Origin of the sequence: Pseudomonas sp. NFACC10-1 (genome assembly GCF_900119195.1) — a bacterium.
In the GTDB taxonomy this organism is placed as follows: Bacteria; Pseudomonadota; Gammaproteobacteria; order Pseudomonadales; family Pseudomonadaceae; genus Aquipseudomonas; species Aquipseudomonas cerasi.
On the sequence record NZ_FPJB01000001.1, the window covers coordinates 711579 to 727920 of the forward strand.

Genomic DNA, 16342 nt, shown 5'->3' on the forward strand with positions numbered 1-16342 from the left:
CCGATGTGCTGAATCAGGCTGCGGATCGCGGTCAGGAACTTGTTGAACCAGCCCGCCAACTGCGCAGTTTCATCCTTGCCGCGCACGGCGAGGTTCTGGGTCAGGTCGCCTTCACCGCCTGCAATACCTTCCAGGCCGCTGGACACGCTGTGAATCGGGCGCACGATGACCCGGGCAAAACTGGCCCCGACAATCGCAAAGACCACCGCCAGCACCACCGCGATGATGCCGATCAACCAGGTCAGGCGGGTGGCCGAGGCCATCACTTCGTCCTGTTTGATCAGGCCGATGAAGTTCCAGCCCAGTTGCTCGGACGAGTACACATTGGCCATGTAACGCTCGCCGTTGAGTGTCACCTCGACCAGACCACTGGCGGTTTTCGCCAAATCGCTGAAGCCGTCGCCCAGTTCTCCCAGTTTCTTGAAGTTATGCTCGGGCTGTTTGGGATCGACCAGCACGGTGCCGTTCTTTTCCATCAGCATCAGATAGCCGCTTTCGCCGAGCTTGATCTGCTTGACGATGTTGGTCAGTTGCTTGAGCGATACGTCGATATTGACCACGCCACCAGGGTTGCCCAGTTTATTGGGAATCGCCCGGATGGTACTGACCAGCACCGCGTCGTCGTTGGCCCAGTAATAGGCGTCGCTGCGCACGGTTTTGCCGGCATTGGCCATCGCCGTCTTGTACCACGGCCGCACACGCGGGTCGTAGTTGCTCATTTTCGGGTCTTCCGGCGTCATGATGTAGCTGCCGTTGATCAGACCATAAGAAACGTAGGAGTAGGCCGGGTGAGCCTTGGCGATATTGGCGAACAGCTCGGTCGCCTGCCTGTCATTCTCGGACTGCGGGGGAGGCGTGGCGCCCATGTAGTTGCGGAAATCATCGCTCGCCCCGGCGATCAGCGGGTGCGCCGCGATGTAATTGACGTTCTGCGTAATGCCGTCGAAAAACAGCTGCATGGCATTGTCGACCTGGCGAATCTCACGTGCGCTACCGTCCACGAAATCGCTGGTCGCCTTGTCGCGCAGGTTCACGACCACGATGGCGGCGACGACTAATATGGGCAAGCACGCAATGACTGCGAACGCCCACGTCAATTTCTGTTTGATATTCATTTGAGCTCCGGGGGGCGTGTTACTGCCGCAAGTGTCGGGTGCTGCATGGATGCAGTCTGCGACCCGAGGCATTGAGCTGAGGGTCGCTCTTATGGTCTACCAAGAGGTCAACGACTGTTTGCCAGCATTCTTTAGGCGGCTTGGCGGTAACAGACACTTGTTGTCGTTCCTGAGCACGAAACGGCCTTTATTCACCGAAGCAGTAACCCGTTGTTCATGAGAGGCGCCCCCCAAACTCGGTCATGGCATCCAGCATCGCGTCCTTGAAGTAAGCCAGTGAAGCCCGATCGAAGAGGATCTGGAAACAGGGTTCAGCCTGCGCGCCGAGGTTGATGACGATCACATTGATGCGCGCTGCCGAGGTCTGCGCCACCGAACCTGTCGCAAACGCTTCGGGGCGCAGATCCACGCCACACAGTTTGGCCATCACCTCGGCGATGCACGCGCCACTCAGTTGCAGCCAGGCATGGCTGTCTTCGCGAGGCAGCAGGTAATTGGCGCTGTGGTCGAGCTCCCAGCGAGCTTCTTCATCAGCGATGCGCTGCCCGTCATCGTGCGGGCTGCCCAGCAGCAGGTATTCGGTCTGTGAAAGGCGCGCGACGTGGCTGCCGTCCGCCTGTGTGACAGCGCGGTTCGGTGCCTCGGGCAGGTTGAAGCCGCTTGCCGTCAGGTAGTCAGCGCTTTGCGTACCGCGAAATCCCACGCGTGGCCGATCGGTCAGGTCTTGCAGCGTGCACAAGGCGCGCGCGTTGGCGCCGAGAGGACTGTTCTGGAGAAGGCTGGTCATGGGTCAGAGCTCCTGGCGCTGGTTTTCAGGGTCGAAGAAGGGCAGTTTCACGACGGTTGCCTGAACCACCACGCCATCTTCGACGCGGATCGGAATCTGCTGGCCGGGTGTGCTCTGGTCGAACGCGGCATAGGCCATGCCGATGATCATGCCCAGGGTCGAGGAGTACTCGCAGGACGTCACGTTGCCACTGATGTCCGGGCCCTTGAGCACCAGATGCCCCTCGAGCGGCAGCGGGCTGGCCTTGGGCAGGGTGAAGCCAACCAGTTTGCGCTTTTGCGGCTGGGCTTCGAGGATGTCCACCGAGCGGCGGCCGACGAAGAAAGGTTTGCTCCGGCTGACGGCCCAACCCATGTCGATTTCGGCCGGATGGGTCATGCCGTCGGTGTCCTGGCTGATGATGACGTGGCCTTTTTCCAGACGTAACAGACGTTGCGTCTCGACGCCGAACGGACGCATGTCGAAGACCTTGCCAGCCTCGACAAGGGCATCCCAGAGCCTGAGCGCGTGACGAGCGGGGACGTGGATCTCGTAGCCCAGTTCGCCGACGAAACCGACCCGTAGCAGCCGCGCCTTGATACCGGCAACAGTGCCCAGGCGCACGCCAAGATAAGGGAAACCTTCGGCAGACAGATCAAGGTCGGTACAGACCTGCTCCAGCACCTTGCGTGAATCCGGACCCGCCACGTTGACCGCGGCAATGGCCGCCGTGACGTTGGTGATGTCCACGTTCAGACGCCACTGGGCATTCCACTTGAGCATCTGCTGATAAATGCGATCCACGCCGCTGGTGGTGGCGGTAACGTAGAAATGCTGTTCGGCAAAGCGCGCGCAAACGCCGTCGTCGATGACCACACCTTGTTCGTTGGTCATCAGCGCATAACGCGAACGCCCGACCGGCTGTTTCAGAAAGGCGAAGGTATACATGCGGTTGAGCAGCTCGGCGGCATCGGGGCCGCGCACGTCCAGACCGCCGAGTGTCGACACGTCGATGATGCCGACCTTGTTACGCACGTGCAGCGCTTCCTGCTGCATGCAGGCATCGCGTTGCGAGGCTTTGCCATAGAACGCCGGACGCTGCCAGATCCCGGCCGGCATCATCTTCGCACCGGCCTGCACATGACGCTGGTGCATGGGCGTCTGCCGATACGGATCGAAGGCACGGCCCGCAACGTGTGCCAGTTTTTCTGCCTCGAAGGGCGGTCGGGCTGTGGTCACGCCGGTTTCACTGATACTGCGCTGTGTCGAAGCGGCCACCAGTCGCGCGGTCGGCAGTGCCGAATGACGACCCTGTGACGGGCCCATGCCTACCGTGGAATAGCGTTTTACCAACTGGATGTCGCGATAGCCGATGCGCGTGGCATTGACGATATCGCGTACCTGAAGGTCTTCGTCGAAATCGACAAAATCCTTGCCGTCAGGGTGCGGGAAGATCGGCCAGGCGAAGTTGACCTGCGCTTCGCTGCGCAGCGGAGCAGGGCTTTCAGCCGATGTCAGGCCCAGTGCCGTGACCACGCCGGCGGCAGCATGCGCCGCATCGGCCAGCACGTTGTCCAGCGCGTGGTAACCGTTGACCGAGCCTGCAATGCCAAGATTCTTCGGCAGGCTGCTGATGGCGAATTCGGCCTGCTGATCGTCATAGGCCAGCTTGCCGCCGGCCTGACACAACAACTGGTAGACCGGCATGTAGCCGCCGGACATGCACAGCAGGTCGCAGTCGACACGCGAGCCGCTGTTCGCCACCTGACCCTGGCCAGTGATTTTGCGCAGCTCGGCACCGCTCACATGGCGCATGCCTTTCTCATGCAGCGCTTCATAGACCGTTGTGTTCATGTGGCAGACGATGCCGCGCTTCTCCAGCGCAAGCCGTAGCGTCCGGTCCGACGGGCTGCTGCGCATGTCGGCCACTGCGACCACATCGACGCCCTGATCGTGCAAGTCCAGTGCGGCGAGGTAACCGTCATCGTTGCCGGTCAGCACTACCGCGCGTTTGCCGGGCTTGACGGCGTACAACTTGATCAGGCGCTGTACGGCGCTGGTCAGCATGACGCCGGGGAGGTCGTTGTTACGGAAAATCACCGGCTGATCGAACGAGCCGCTGCATACCAGACAGTGTGTGGCGCGCACCTTGTACAAACGCTTGCCCTGAATCACCGGCAGGTAATTGTCGGTGAACCATGCGTTGCAGGTCGCTTGCTTGAGCACCTGGATATTGTCATGTGCTTCTACCGCAGCGACCAGTTCACGCCGCAGCTGTTCGGCACGCAGGCCGTCGACATCGAAGCGGGCATAGGCCAGCGAACCGCCGAGAATGGGCTGCTGTTCGATCAGCAACACCTTGGCGCCTGCATTGGCGGCGCTCAGTGTTGCCTGCAAGCCGGCAGGTCCCGCGCCGATCACCGCCAGATCCGTGAACAGGTAGGCCTTGTCGTAGTACTCGGGCTGGAACGCCAGGTCCAGCACGCCAAGGCCGGCCTTCTTGCGAATGATCGGCTCCCAGACTTTCCACATGCCCTTGGGCTTGTAGAACGAGCGGTAATAGAAACCCACCGGCATGAACTTCGAGAACTTGCCCAGGTACGCGTCCCGGTCGTTGTCCAGCGAGCCGTTGAAGTTCTGGCCGGTGGCCTGCAAGCCTTCCTGCAGGGCAACGGTGTCGGCCATTACGTTGGGCTCGTGAGGCAACTGGATCAGGCTGTTGGCGTCCTGCCCGGCCATGGTCAGGGGGCCGCGCGGGCGGTGGTACTTGAACGACCGCGAAAGCAGGAAGCGACCGTTGGCCAGCAGAGCACTGGCGATACTGTCGCCCTGCAGGCCCTGATAGGTTTTGCCATCGAAGCTGAACGTGAGCGGCCGGGTGCGATCGATCAGCAGGCCCATGGGCGCGGGCAGGCGGGCGGGGGTGGTCATCCTGCGATCTCCTTGGAGGCGAGGGGGGCGAAGTCGATACGTGCGGTAAACAGGTCGCGTGGGTCGAAGGTGCGGATGATCTCGTCGCTGCCGGTGTGGCGCTCGGCCAGGAACCAGTAGCTGGAGGGGTTGTGCATCCACCACTCGCACACCACGCCCAGTGTGTCTTCACTGTTGAACACGTAATCGGCCCACTCGCTGTCGCTGCAGGTTTGCGGGTCGGGCATGTGTTTGAATTCCCCGCCGTAGGTGAACTCGCTGATGTTGCGCGGCCCGTTGAGCGGGCAGGTCATGATTTTCATGTGTCGCTCTCCGTCAGTGGCTGGCCGCTGTTGCGCCCATTTCGTTGACTTGCTGGAAGGTTGAGAAGCGTTCGAGCGCGAATGGCCTGATCAACTCGGGCACCTTGCCGCCGCTGGCCACCAGTTCTGCCATGGTCTTGCCGCAGATCGGCGTGGCCTTGAAGCCCCAGGTGCCCCAGCCCGCATCGAGGTAGTAGTTCCTGACGGGGGAAAGGCCCATGATCGGGCTGTAGTCCGGGGTCATGTCGGTGATCCCGGCCCATTGGCGCATCAGTTTGGCGTTGGCCAGAAACGGAAACATCTCGATGGCGTGGGCCAGCAGGCTTTCCTTGAGGTCCAGCGTCGAGCGGCTGTTGAACAACGGGTACGGATCAGAACCGCCGCCAAACACCACTTCGCCACGGCTGGTCTGCTGCACATAGCAGTGCAGGGCGGACGAACTCACCAGCGGGTCGAGAAAGGGTTTGAAAGGTTGAGTGACCATCGCCTGCAGCGGGAAGGTCTGGATCGGCGAGCGAATCCCGGCCTTCTTCATCATCTGCGAACTCATGCCCGCCACCGCCTGTACGGCGCAGCCGCACTGGAGGGTGCCGCGATTGGTCTTCACCGCAGTGATGGTGCCGTTCTCGATCACCAGTTCCTGCACTTCGGTCAGTTGATGAATCTCCACACCGCGCTTGGCCGCCTGCTTGGCGTAGCCCCAGGCAACCGCGTCATGCCGGGCGGTGCCGCCGTCGATGTGCCACAGGCCGGCGAGCACCGGCAGATGACCGGGGTCCAGATTGAGGCTTGGCACCAGTTCGCGGATCTGCTGGCGGTCGATCATCTCGGTGCGGCCGCCGAAATGCTTGTTGACCTCGGCGCGCTGGCGGAACGAACGGACCGTGGCATCGGTATGCGCGAGAGTCAGTTGGCCGCGCTCGGAGTACATAATGTTGAAGTCGAACTCGTTGGACAGGCCCTGAAACATCTTCACCGACTCGGCATAGAACTTCACACCTTCGCTGGTCAGGTAATTGGAGCGGATCACCGCCGTGTTGCGCGCCGTGTTGCCGCCGCCCAGGTAACCTTTTTCCAGCACGGCGATATTGGTGATGCCGTGGTATTTCGACAGGTAGTAGGCGGTGGCCAGGCCATGCCCGCCGCCGCCGATGATCACCACGTCGTAGGAGGACTTCAGTTCCTTCGGCGCAGGCAGATCTACCTCGACCGGGTACTCCGAACTGAGCCCGTATTTCAACAGGTTGAAAGGCATACGGCCTCCGATTGGCTGCGTTGCGCGTGGGCCTGCTGCCGGGCAGCAGTCACGGTGTTTTTCATCAGAAAAGCGATGGTCATCGGTCCGACCCCGCCGGGAACGGGCGTGATCGCAGAGGCGACTTCGATGGCGCTGTCGAAGTCCACATCGCCCACCAGGCGGCTACGGCCGTGGTCGTCGATGCGGTTGATACCGACATCGATCACCACCGCGCCGCGCTTGAGCCAGCTGGCATCTATCAGGCGCGGGCGGCCAACCGCTGCCACGACGATGTCGGCCAACTGACACAAGGCCCTGCCATCATTACTGCGCGAATGCACCACCGTCACCGAGCAGTGCGCTTGCAGCAGCAGGGCGGCCATGGGTTTGCCGACGATGTTGGAACGACCGATTACCACCGCATGCTTGCCGCTCAGATCGCCGCAGGTTTCTTCGAGCAAGTGCAGGCAGCCGCTGGGGGTGCAGGGCTTCAATACGTTGCGCCCCTGGCTCAGACCACCGACGTTTTCACTGTGAAAGCCGTCTACGTCCTTGCCCGGATCGATAGCCTGCAGGACGCGGTTTTCTTCTATGTGAGCGGGTAAGGGCAGTTGCAGGAGAATGCCGTGTACCGTGTTGTCGGCATTCAATTCGGCAATCAGCGCCAGTAAGCGGGCCTGGCTGCTGTCGGCCGGCAGGCGGTGTTCCAGCGAGCGAATGCCGGCTTCCTCGGCACGCAGGACCTTGTTGCGTACGTAAACCTCACTGGCCGCGTCATTACCGACCAGAATGACCGCCAGTGCCGGTTCGATGCCTTCGACCTTCAAGGTGTTCACATCGTGTCTGACCTGTTGCAGAACGCGAGCGGCGGCGGCCTTGCCGTCGATGATGTGTGCGCTCATCGGAACACCACCGTTCGATCCGTGTTGAGAAACACGCGGTGCTCCAGGTGATATTTGACGGCCCGCGACAGCGCGATGGTTTCGTTATTGCGTCCCGCCGCGACCAGGTCGGCAGGCAGGTAGACGTGATCGACGCGCTGCACTTCCTGCTCGATGATCGGACCTTCGTCCAGGTCACTGGTGACGTAGTGCGCGGTGGCACCGATCAGCTTCACACCGCGCTCGTAAGCCTGATGGTAGGGCTTGGCGCCTTTGAAACCCGGCAGAAACGAGTGATGGATATTGATCGCCCGGCCAGCCAGTTGCTGGCACAGGTCGTCGGAGAGAATCTGCATGTAGCGCGCCAGTACTACTAGCTCGGTGCCGGTTTCATCGACCACCTTCATCAGTGCGGCTTCCTGCGCGGCCTTGGTTTCCCGGGTCACGGGCAGGTAGATGAAGCGAATCCCCTCACGTTCGGCCATCGGTCGCAGGTCAAGATGATTGGACACGATGGCGGTGATGGTCATGTCCATTTCGCCCTTGTGGTAGCGGTACAGCAGGTCGGTCAGGCAGTGATCGAACTTGCTGACCATCAGCAGCACACGCATCGGCCGGCGCGTGTCGTGTAGCTCCCACTGCATGGCAAAGTCGCTGGCAACGGCGTCGAAGCCGGCTTTCAACTGCTGGATGTCGCCCTCATGACCATCGTTGAAGCGAAACACTGCACGCATGAAAAAAGTGCCGCTGTACTCATCGTCGAACTGGGCCATTTCACCGATGTAGCAGCTGTTGCCAGCCAGGTAGGAAGTCACCGCCGCGACAATCCCGGAGGTCGCCGGGCAGCTGATCTTCAGGATGAAATGGTTCTTCTCGTGTTGCATGGCGTGTCCTCTGAAGGGTAGCGGCAGTTTGGCGCAGGGCGAAAAAGGTCAGGTGCAGAGGTTTTTCGTCGATGAATAAAATTCTCTACAGGAATTTAATATTCTTGAAGGCTGTTTTATAGGCGAAAGGAAATCCAGCGTCCAGAGGTTTCTGGAAACTTTGTTTACTAAAGGGAATATTGCAGGTTTCTTGTGGGGGGCGGGGTCGCCGGATTTCACTGTAGTGGCAAGCTGCTATTCCGGCGGAGCGTTGCGCCCGCTGGAAATATTCACGGCCCGGTCAATGCGTGACGCCTATTTCATCCCGATCAGGCCCTTGGCCTGGCTACGGCTATCGGAGTCCATATTATTGGACGACATCGCGTTATTCAGCGCGCTCATGGCTTGGGACAACGCTGATTGCATGCTCCTGATGGTGGACGTCAAAAGCTCTCTCTGCCGTTTCTTCTCATCTTCCGACAGGGTCTTGTCGTTCAGCAGTTCCATCAATTCCTGGTTCTTTTCAGCGATCTTATCCTGAAGCTTACGGATGTTTTTCAAGACTTCCTTGACGTCCTCAGGCAGGCCGGACCGATCAATGTCCGCGTTCCTTTCACTTTCGAGTTTTTCCTGACCTTCCTTCGAGATCTGAACCTTAACAGCGGCAGGTGTAACACTGGATACTGCGGAGCTTTCTGTCACCGAAGCTGGCGTTGAGCTCACGACTTGAATATTCATGATCGGAGGGGTGTCGAAAGGTGCGATTTTCATTGAGGTTCCGGTCCCGGAGGATTTGTGGAGTCTTGTTTAGTAAGCCTATCGGCCCGCAACAGCGGGCCTTTAGATTGATGTATCTATTTTGTACAAAATTGTATATTCGCGCACGCATTCCATGGTCAGGCTCTTGGGTTGAACCTGACTGCCTGACCAAGGCTTCGACGATGTTTGCTGTGACTTGACCGAACTCGGCCACTCATTGAAGCCGCAGCTGGAAATGCTGTCCGCATGGGCAAGCATCAACAGGCAGGCAATCGAGCAGGCACGCGCAAAGTGCGATCAGCAAGGTTCTCCGGCAACGTCGGCCGAAGATACCTTGCGTGGCTGAGTAGAAGTTATTTGCTACTGCGCGTCATCAGTCGTGATGCGCTTCACCAACAAACGTCAGCGAGGTAAACAAGCCGCGTTCAGCGATGTCGGCGTTGTCCTTGACCGGCAGCGTGACTTCGGCGGCGATGATATTCAGCCCCTCGTTACGCACGATGACGCTGGCCAGACCTTGTGCATCGGTTTCGGCGCTGACGACATCCGGTGCACTGCGGTAATCGCCGATCAGTTTGATGCCGGCGGCGGGTTTGCCGTCGATCAGTACGCGCACCGGCAGTGGTTTGCCTGCGCCGACTTTCAAAGGGTCGGTCTGCGGCACGATCACGAAATTCAACTTGTTGAACGCTGGCAGGTGCGCGCCTTCGGCGTAAATGGCCACGCTGTATTTGAAGGTGTGGATGGAGTCGGTGCCATTGGGTACTTTGCTGCGACCTTCATTGACCCATCGCTTCTCGGCGTCGCGCGTCCACATGCCGTTATCCAGCGCAACGCTCATGACCGCAGGCGGCTTGAGCGGCACCAGACGCGCGTGGTCTTCAAGGCGTTGTACCGTCACCGGGATCATTTTGCCCTGCAGGTCGTAGGCCCACGCGCCGCTGACTTTCTGCGCCTTGAAAGCGTTGTCTTCGGCGCCATGACCGTAGACCACTTCGATATTGCCGCGACGCTGTTCGGTCCACAGACCGTGCGCATTGACGTGGCTGGCGAACAAAGCGCCGAGCAGGCCCAGGGCCAGGAAAGGTTTGTTTGAAAGCATGATGCGTCCTTGTTGTTGGGAGCGGGGTGTATTGAGTCGGGTTGTCATGGGCGTCAGAGGCTGAGGGTCAGGCTCACCGTAACGTTGCGCGGTTCGCCAGGCGCGACCCAGTAATTGCTGTAGGAGCGCTCGTAGTATTTTTCATCGAAAATGTTGTTCAGGTTCAGACCCACCGTGACGTTCTCGCTGGCTTTGTAATGCGCCAGCAGGTCTACGGTCTGGTAGGCCGGCAACTCGAAGTCAGCGCCCGACTGCCCAGAGCGGTCGCCGACGTAGGTATACGCCGCGCCCACGTCCGAGCCGCGCAACGCGCCTTCCTGGAACTCATAGACGCCCAGCAGGCTGCCGCTGTGTTTGGCGACACCGAGGATGCGACTGCCGGTGGGGATGGTCTGGTCGCCCTTGGTCACTTCGGCGTCAATGTAGGCGAAGGCACCGATGACCCGAATGGCTTCGCTGACCTGCCCGGTCAATTGCAGATCCAAGCCCTGGCTGCGAGCCTTGCCCACCGCACGATTGGTGTCGGTGCCAGGATCAAGGGCGAGAACGTTTTCCTTCTCGATATGAAAGGCGGCGAGGGTCGTGCTCAGGCGATCGTCGAACAGTTCGCTCTTGATCCCGACTTCATAGCCGACGCCTTCTTCCGGGTCGAAGGTTTTGCCGGCGGCATCCAGGCCATTGTTGGGCTTGAACGAGGTGGACGCGTTGGCGAACAGACCGACTTGCGGTGTGAGTTGATAAAGCAACCCGGCGCGGTGAGTGAAAGCGTCCTGGCGCTGCCCGGAGGTGGCGTTGGTGGTGAAGTCATCGACCTGCTGATCGAAGTGCTCGTAGCGTGCCCCGATCATGCCGCGCAGCTTGTCGGTAAAGACAATCTGGTCCTGCAGGTTCAGCGCGCGGCTTTCGACATGCTCGTAAAAATCAGTACCGGAGCGTGCGCCGGCGGGTTTCGGTTGGCCGTAGACCGGGTTGTAGATGTCGATGGCGTAGGGGCTGCCGGCGATGGTCGTGACGCGCTCGTTCTTGCGATAGTTCTCGTACTCGGTGCCGATCAGCACTTCGTGCTCGACTCCCATACCATCGAAACGACCGCGTAATTCCAACTGAGTGATGCTGTCATGCCAATTGTTGTCGCGCTCCCGATAACGCCGATTGACCGTGTGCCCGTCGGCATTCAACGGGCGCGCCTCGCTGGCAAAACCCGACATCTCGCCCTGTTTGTAATGGCTGGCCAGACGCAGTGACCAGATATCGTTGAGCTGGTGGTCCAACGCGAACTGGACCATGTTGTTGTCGTTATCGATGTCATCGTCCGGCTCACCGAGGAAGGTCGAGCGAGACACGCCGCTCCAGGTGTTGTTGGGGGCGACCACGCCCCGGTCGAAAGTCGATGTGTGGCGCACGAATTCGGTTTCCACCAGCAGACGGGTGTCTGGGTTCAGTTGCCAACTGAAGGACGGGGCGACAAACACCCGTTTGCTTTCTACATGGTCACGAAAGCTGTTGTTGTCTTCGACGGCCAGATTGACCCGCGAGAGCAGATTGCCTTCTTCATCCAGCGGGGTGTTGACGTCCAGCGCGGTGCGATAGCGATCCCAACTGCCTGCGCTGGTCTGCAAGGTGGTAAAGGCTTCACGCTGGGGTTTCTTGGTGACGATATTGACCGTGCCGCCCGGATCGCCACGCCCGTACAGGCTGGCGGCGGGGCCTTTCAGCACTTCGATACGCTCGATATTTGCGGCATCCGGCGTGGCAGGGTAGCCGCGGTTGGCGCTGAAGCCGTCCTTGTAAAATTCGGAAGTGGTAAAGCCCCGGATGCTGTACTCGTAAAGCGTCAGACCGCCGAAGTTGTTCTGCTTCGACACGCCGCCGGCGAAATCCAGCGCACGCTCGACGCTGTTGCTGCCAAGGTCCTTGAGCACCGAGGCAGGCACCACGCTGATCGACTGCGGGATATCCGCGATGGCGGTATCGGTTTTGGTGGCCGTGGCCGAGCGGGTAGCGCGATAGCCCTGGACCGGGCTGGTCGCCGTCTCGTACTGATAGTCGGACGTGACGTTGACGCTTTCCAGTTCTATGGTCTGCGGGCTTTCCTCCGCGTAACCCGTATTGCCCAAAACGCCGATTGCCAAGCCTGCCAGAGACGCGATTCTACGAGACGACATGTGAGACTTCCTGATGATAATAGATACAATATAACATATCCGTTGAGAATTATTGTTGTTTGTTGCTGGGGATGTAACATCGGGCTGATCAGTAGGGGGGGCGATCCTTGCAACTCAGCGCTCAGGTGGGGGACTACGTCGTACAACTTCGCTGGGCCTTGAAAATGTAATATGCGTCAACCCGGCTATTGAGGTCGGCGAACCTCTCGCCTGTGATTCCTGTGTGCTCTGGAGAGCCAATGACGTTTCCAATACTCGCCGCTGCCCAATTCTGCTCTGCACGGGGAGCTATCGAGCACAACCTCTCCGGGCACCTGGCGTTCATGCAACGGGCAGCTGAACAGGGCGCCACTTACCTGCTGTTTCCAGAGTTGTCACTCACAGGCTACGAACCGGATCTGGCTCGCGAACTCGCCCTGCTTGCCGACGATGTGCGTCTGGCGCCGCTCGCGGCACTGGCGGTGAAGTTGCGATTGACGACCACCCTTGGCGTGCCGCTCAAGGGGCCGGACGATAGCGTCCTGATTGGCGCATTGACCTTCACCGCTGCGGGCGATGTCATCGCCTATGCCAAGCAATACTTGCATCCCGGTGAAGACGTGGTGTTTAGCGCAGGCAATGCGGACTGCTATCTGCCACTTGGTCAGCAGCGGATCGGTCTGTGCGTGTGTGCAGACTTTGCCCACGCCGAGCATGCGCGCCGCCTGGCGCAAGGCGGAGCCTGGGTGTACGCAGCCAGTGTGCTGATCTCGCCGGGAGGCTATGACTACGACGCCGGACTGCTTTCGGGGCATGCCCGCCGCCACTCGCTGCCGGTGTTGATGGCCAATCATGGAGGGCCGACTGGCGGCTGGCAGTCGGCGGGGCGCAGTGGTCTGTGGGACGAGGAAGGGCGTTGGGTCGGCGGGATGGAAGGTGAAGGAGGTGGTCTGGTAGTCGCGACCCGCCAGCACGAGGGCTGGCAGGTCAGGGCGGTTACGCTGGAGTAAGACGTTTCACGCGCCCATGGCAGTGTCCGGCTTGAGCCCGGGTTCGTTATGCGAGCGCGAAAGGGTCTCTGGCACGGCCAGCCACAACAGGCAGAACGCTACCGCTGCCACACCGGCAAGGGTCAGAAATGCCGCGCTGTAACCTGCCGCATGCACGACAAAACCCGCCAGGCTATTGCTCAGCGCTGCACCCAGCCCGAACAGCGTGGACAGCGCACCCAGACTCACGTTGAAACGCCCGCTGCCTTGAGTGAGGTCCTTGACCATCAATGGGAACAGGGCACCGAACAGGCCCGCACCGATGCCGTCGAGCATCTGCACCGCTACCAGCCAATAGGGATCATCGGAGAGGGTGTAAAGCACACCGCGAATCGGCAAGAACAGAAAACCGGCCAGCAGCAGCGGCTTGCGCCCCCAGACATCCGCTTTCATACCTACCAGCAGCGCGGCTGGCACCATCACCAGTTGGGCCGCGACGATGCACGCTGAAGTGAGCGGTGTCGCCATTTGCATGTTGATCTGTGACAGCTTCTGACTCACCAGCGGCAGCATCGCTGCGTTGGCCAGATGAAACAGGGCGCAGCAGATACCAAACATCAGCAGCGGCTTGTTGCTCAACAGTGCAGAAAGCCCCGACGGCTGATGACCACTGACGTCGTGACTGGCGTCGAAGCCCCGAGCCACGTCGTGATCGATGGCGTCTGCGGAAACGAAGCTGACCGCGACAATACTCGCCAGCGCCATTGCGGCCATCAGGTAAAACACCGCAATAGGGCCGAATAGATAGGCGAAGCCGCCAGCCAGAAGGGCTGCGCAGGCGTTACCAGCGTGGTTGAACGTTTCGTTGCGTCCGGTACGGCGGGTAAACGCTTTTGGCCCGGTGATGCCCAGCGAAATGGCCGCGATGGCCGGTGCAAATACCGAGGCCGCAATGCTGCTCAACGCCTGGGTCAGGGCGACAATGGAAAAGGACGAGGTAAACGGCAGAATCACGCAACTCAGCGTCACCAACAAGGCCGCCACACCAATCATGGCGCGCTTGTAGGGCGTACGGTCGATCAGCGCCCCGGCAGGTGTCTGGGTCAGCAGCCCGGCAATGCCGGCGATGGTCATCACCACACCGATGCTGGCCGGGTCCCATTTGTGCACCGCCAGCAGGTAGATCGCCAGATACGGGCCCAGGCCATCGCGCACATCGGCAAGGAAGAAATTCAGGCTGTCCAGTGAAAGGGTGTTGCGGCGATCTGCATGACTGACCAAGAGTGAAGTTCCTGTAATTCGTCCGACTCCAGGCAACCGAGTCACGGGTAATACTGACCCGGGCCGTTTTAAAGAAGTTTCCGCACTGAAGATGAAATTTAGGCTTCAAATGCTCTTTTTCTGCAGGCTTTTCAGTCGCTGGGTCGCGCGTTGCACGGCAGCCATTTTTTCTGGCCGCTTCATGCGCTTCCACTTGCGGATATCGTCCTTGGTACGCCCGCAGCTCACACACAGATCGCCGCTGAGCTGGCATACGGAAATGCACGGGTTTTCGATGTCCTTGGCCATGTTCAACCTCGTCTGGCGTATTTGCGTTTGATGCGCTGCTGCCAGTCGCCCGCGTTCTCGCGCAGGCACTGCTCTTCGCAGTCGACATGCACATGAGCCGCTGGATTCGACAGGCTGACCTGTGCATCGTCAAGTGCCTCTACCGTAAGACCGATCATCCGCTCGCCCAACCCGCGCTCCAGTGCAGCGTTCTTGTCAGCCTGCGTGTCAAACACCCATACCACCTGCAGGCTGGCCGGGAACGCCGCGTAATCGACTTCATGAGTCAGCCAGCAAAAACCGGGCATTTCGGCCTTAGCGGTCTCGCAGGCGTGCGTCAGTGCGCTCACCAGACGACGATCTGTCTGGGCCTGTTCGCGTTTGCTGGATGGCATGGGGGACCCTGGGCCGTGGAAAAGAAGTGGCGCAAGATACCTTATTGCAGGCGTGTGCCGAAGCGTGGGAGGCGGTATATCTTCAGGCGAAGTCTGATCTCACACGGCCATCATTCAAGCTATGCAGCGTTATCTTGTAGGATGACGTTCGGCCGCAAGGCCGGCGCCATTCCAAAAATAACAAGGAGACGCATGATGGATTTCTCAACCTCAAGCCCCGCTCTGGAGCCAAGCCGTCGGAGCTTTCTGAAAAAATCGCTGGCCGTTTCAGCAACCGTTGCCGCCATCGGCGCATTGCCGCGTCTTTCCAGCGCTCAGCCGCTGACCCAGCGCTATCCCGACCCGTTGGTCCGTGTGCTGGATGACAGCTTTACTGACATACGAATATTCAATGCCAGCGTCGAGAAGCTGGCCAGCGGCATGCGCTGGGCCGAAGGGCCGGTGTGGATCGGAGACGGTCGCTACTTGCTGGTCAGCGATATCGCCAACAATCGCATCATGCGCTGGGACGAGGTAACGGGTGAGCTGTCGGTGTACCGCGAGCACTCGAACTTTTCCAATGGCATGTGCCGCGACCGTCAGGGTCGGTTGCTGGTTTGTGAGGGGTCGAGCACCACCACCGAAGGGCGGCGGGTGACGCGTACCGAGTACAACGGGCGTATCACCGTGCTGGCCGACAGCTTCGAGGGCAAACCTTTCAATTCGCCCAACGACATCGCCTGCAAACGTGATGGTTCTATCTGGTTCACCGACCCTACCTTTCAGGCCGAAAGCAACTATGAAGGTCAAAAGGTCAAGCAGGAGCAACCCTTCGGCGTCTATCGCATAGACCCCTCGAACGGCAAGGTCTCCAGGGTTATCGATGATCTGGCCGGTCCGAATGGTCTGTGCTTTTCGCCGGACGAGAAAACCTTGTATGTGGTCGAAGGGCGGGCCAAACCCAATGGCCTTATCTGGGCTATAGCGGTCAAGGAAGATGGCACGCTGGGCGAACGGCGCAAGCACATCGAAGGTCTGGACTACGCGGCCATCGACGGCATCAAGTGCGACGAAAGCGGCAATCTGTGGTGCGGCTGGGGCGGCAATGGTGACCCCAAGGCGGATATGGAGAAACTCGACGGCGTGCGCGTGTTCAACCCTCAAGGCAAGGCCATCGGCCACATCAGCCTGCCCGAACGCTGCGCCAACATCTGCTTCGGCGGGCGAGAGGGTAATCGGCTGTTCATGGCCAGCAGCCATTCGCTTTATTCGGTGTTCGTCAACGCGCGCGGTGCCACGTTTGCCTGACGGTGTGTGACCCGATGACGGCG

At 60.0% G+C, this 16342-nt stretch carries 14 protein-coding genes and 1 pseudogene; 2 read left to right on the plus strand and 13 right to left on the minus strand.

Going from position 1 to position 16342, the window contains the following annotated elements; translation table 11 throughout:
- Nucleotides 1-32 precede the first annotated feature (32 nt).
- From BT119_RS27675 to BT119_RS03045, 10 genes and pseudogenes are all read right to left on the minus strand, one after another.
- Nucleotides 33-1187, minus strand: a pseudogene (locus BT119_RS27675) (cache domain-containing protein); the annotation flags it as partial.
- 142 nt (nt 1188-1329) lie between these two features.
- A complete protein-coding gene (locus BT119_RS03000; RefSeq protein ID WP_058416754.1) occupies nt 1330-1902 on the minus strand; it encodes a sarcosine oxidase subunit gamma in 573 nt (190 codons plus the stop codon).
- A gap of 3 nt (nt 1903-1905) precedes the next feature.
- Entirely contained in the window at nt 1906-4812 is a 2907-nt protein-coding gene (locus tag BT119_RS03005) for a 2Fe-2S iron-sulfur cluster-binding protein (RefSeq protein ID WP_072364744.1), read from the minus strand.
- Nucleotides 4809-5114, minus strand: coding sequence for a sarcosine oxidase subunit delta (locus tag BT119_RS03010; RefSeq protein WP_003367099.1), 306 nt, complete (start codon nt 5112-5114; stop codon nt 4809-4811). Before BT119_RS03010 ends, BT119_RS03005 begins: the two co-directional genes overlap by 4 nt.
- 13 nt (nt 5115-5127) lie before the next feature.
- Nucleotides 5128-6369 carry an FAD-dependent oxidoreductase gene (locus BT119_RS03015; RefSeq protein ID WP_003432957.1) on the minus strand — a complete coding sequence of 414 codons (1242 nt, stop codon included), beginning with the start codon at nt 6367-6369 and terminating at the stop codon, nt 5128-5130.
- Nucleotides 6351-7253, minus strand: coding sequence for a bifunctional methylenetetrahydrofolate dehydrogenase/methenyltetrahydrofolate cyclohydrolase FolD (gene folD / locus BT119_RS03020; RefSeq protein ID WP_072364746.1), 903 nt, complete (start codon nt 7251-7253; stop codon nt 6351-6353). The genes BT119_RS03015 and folD overlap by 19 nt, the downstream gene beginning before the upstream one ends.
- Entirely contained in the window at nt 7250-8116 is an 867-nt protein-coding gene (purU, locus tag BT119_RS03025; protein ID WP_003407853.1) for a formyltetrahydrofolate deformylase, read from the minus strand. The genes folD and purU overlap by 4 nt, the downstream gene beginning before the upstream one ends.
- A gap of 294 nt (nt 8117-8410) precedes the next feature.
- On the minus strand, nt 8411-8866 hold the full coding sequence (locus tag BT119_RS03030; protein ID WP_024663487.1) for a hypothetical protein: 456 nt from the start codon (nt 8864-8866) through the stop codon (nt 8411-8413).
- Nucleotides 8867-9227: 361 nt separating this feature from the next.
- On the minus strand, nt 9228-9956 hold the full coding sequence (locus tag BT119_RS03040; RefSeq protein WP_003367111.1) for a DUF4198 domain-containing protein: 729 nt from the start codon (nt 9954-9956) through the stop codon (nt 9228-9230).
- 53 nt (nt 9957-10009) lie between these two features.
- Nucleotides 10010-12121: a TonB-dependent siderophore receptor gene (locus BT119_RS03045; RefSeq protein WP_003432952.1), complete on the minus strand. Its 2112-nt coding sequence runs from the start codon at nt 12119-12121 to the stop codon at nt 10010-10012.
- 239 nt (nt 12122-12360) lie between these two features.
- Between BT119_RS03045 and BT119_RS03050 the strand changes: the two genes are divergently transcribed.
- Nucleotides 12361-13110 (plus strand): carbon-nitrogen hydrolase family protein, encoded by a 750-nt coding sequence (locus BT119_RS03050; protein ID WP_054081837.1) that lies wholly within the window; start codon nt 12361-12363, stop codon nt 13108-13110.
- Nucleotides 13111-13116: 6 nt separating this feature from the next.
- On the opposite strand, the gene BT119_RS03055 is transcribed toward BT119_RS03050, so the two are convergent.
- The 3 genes from BT119_RS03055 to BT119_RS03065 all read right to left on the minus strand — a co-directional run bounded on the left by BT119_RS03055 (nt 13117) and on the right by BT119_RS03065 (nt 15032).
- On the minus strand, nt 13117-14370 hold the full coding sequence (locus BT119_RS03055; RefSeq protein ID WP_054081836.1) for an MFS transporter: 1254 nt from the start codon (nt 14368-14370) through the stop codon (nt 13117-13119).
- Between the two features lie 105 nt (nt 14371-14475).
- Entirely contained in the window at nt 14476-14658 is a 183-nt protein-coding gene (locus BT119_RS03060) for a DUF1289 domain-containing protein (protein WP_003315517.1), read from the minus strand.
- Nucleotides 14659-14660: 2 nt separating this feature from the next.
- Nucleotides 14661-15032, minus strand: coding sequence for a hypothetical protein (locus BT119_RS03065; protein WP_072364752.1), 372 nt, complete (start codon nt 15030-15032; stop codon nt 14661-14663).
- A gap of 195 nt (nt 15033-15227) precedes the next feature.
- Between BT119_RS03065 and BT119_RS03070 the strand changes: the two genes are divergently transcribed.
- Nucleotides 15228-16319 carry an SMP-30/gluconolactonase/LRE family protein gene (locus tag BT119_RS03070; protein ID WP_003367125.1) on the plus strand — a complete coding sequence of 364 codons (1092 nt, stop codon included), beginning with the start codon at nt 15228-15230 and terminating at the stop codon, nt 16317-16319.
- Nucleotides 16320-16342 lie beyond the last annotated feature (23 nt).

What these genes read in the sequence shown, in the direction of transcription:
- BT119_RS03065 (WP_072364752.1), bottom strand. Translation starts at nt 15,032, where the DNA reads ATGCCATCCAGCAAACGCGAACAGGCCCAGACAGATCGTCGTCTGGTG.
- BT119_RS03050 (WP_054081837.1), top strand. Translation starts at nt 12,361, where the DNA reads ATGACGTTTCCAATACTCGCCGCTGCCCAATTCTGCTCTGCACGGGGA.
- BT119_RS03000 (WP_058416754.1), bottom strand. Translation starts at nt 1,902, where the DNA reads ATGACCAGCCTTCTCCAGAACAGTCCTCTCGGCGCCAACGCGCGCGCC.
- folD (WP_072364746.1), bottom strand. Translation starts at nt 7,253, where the DNA reads ATGAGCGCACACATCATCGACGGCAAGGCCGCCGCCGCTCGCGTTCTG.
- BT119_RS03015 (WP_003432957.1), bottom strand. Translation starts at nt 6,369, where the DNA reads ATGCCTTTCAACCTGTTGAAATACGGGCTCAGTTCGGAGTACCCGGTC.
- BT119_RS03030 (WP_024663487.1), bottom strand. Translation starts at nt 8,866, where the DNA reads ATGAAAATCGCACCTTTCGACACCCCTCCGATCATGAATATTCAAGTC.
- BT119_RS03070 (WP_003367125.1), top strand. Translation starts at nt 15,228, where the DNA reads ATGGATTTCTCAACCTCAAGCCCCGCTCTGGAGCCAAGCCGTCGGAGC.
- BT119_RS03045 (WP_003432952.1), bottom strand. Translation starts at nt 12,121, where the DNA reads ATGTCGTCTCGTAGAATCGCGTCTCTGGCAGGCTTGGCAATCGGCGTT.
- BT119_RS03060 (WP_003315517.1), bottom strand. Translation starts at nt 14,658, where the DNA reads ATGGCCAAGGACATCGAAAACCCGTGCATTTCCGTATGCCAGCTCAGC.
- BT119_RS03005 (WP_072364744.1), bottom strand. Translation starts at nt 4,812, where the DNA reads ATGACCACCCCCGCCCGCCTGCCCGCGCCCATGGGCCTGCTGATCGAT.
- BT119_RS03040 (WP_003367111.1), bottom strand. Translation starts at nt 9,956, where the DNA reads ATGCTTTCAAACAAACCTTTCCTGGCCCTGGGCCTGCTCGGCGCTTTG.
- purU (WP_003407853.1), bottom strand. Translation starts at nt 8,116, where the DNA reads ATGCAACACGAGAAGAACCATTTCATCCTGAAGATCAGCTGCCCGGCG.
- BT119_RS03010 (WP_003367099.1), bottom strand. Translation starts at nt 5,114, where the DNA reads ATGAAAATCATGACCTGCCCGCTCAACGGGCCGCGCAACATCAGCGAG.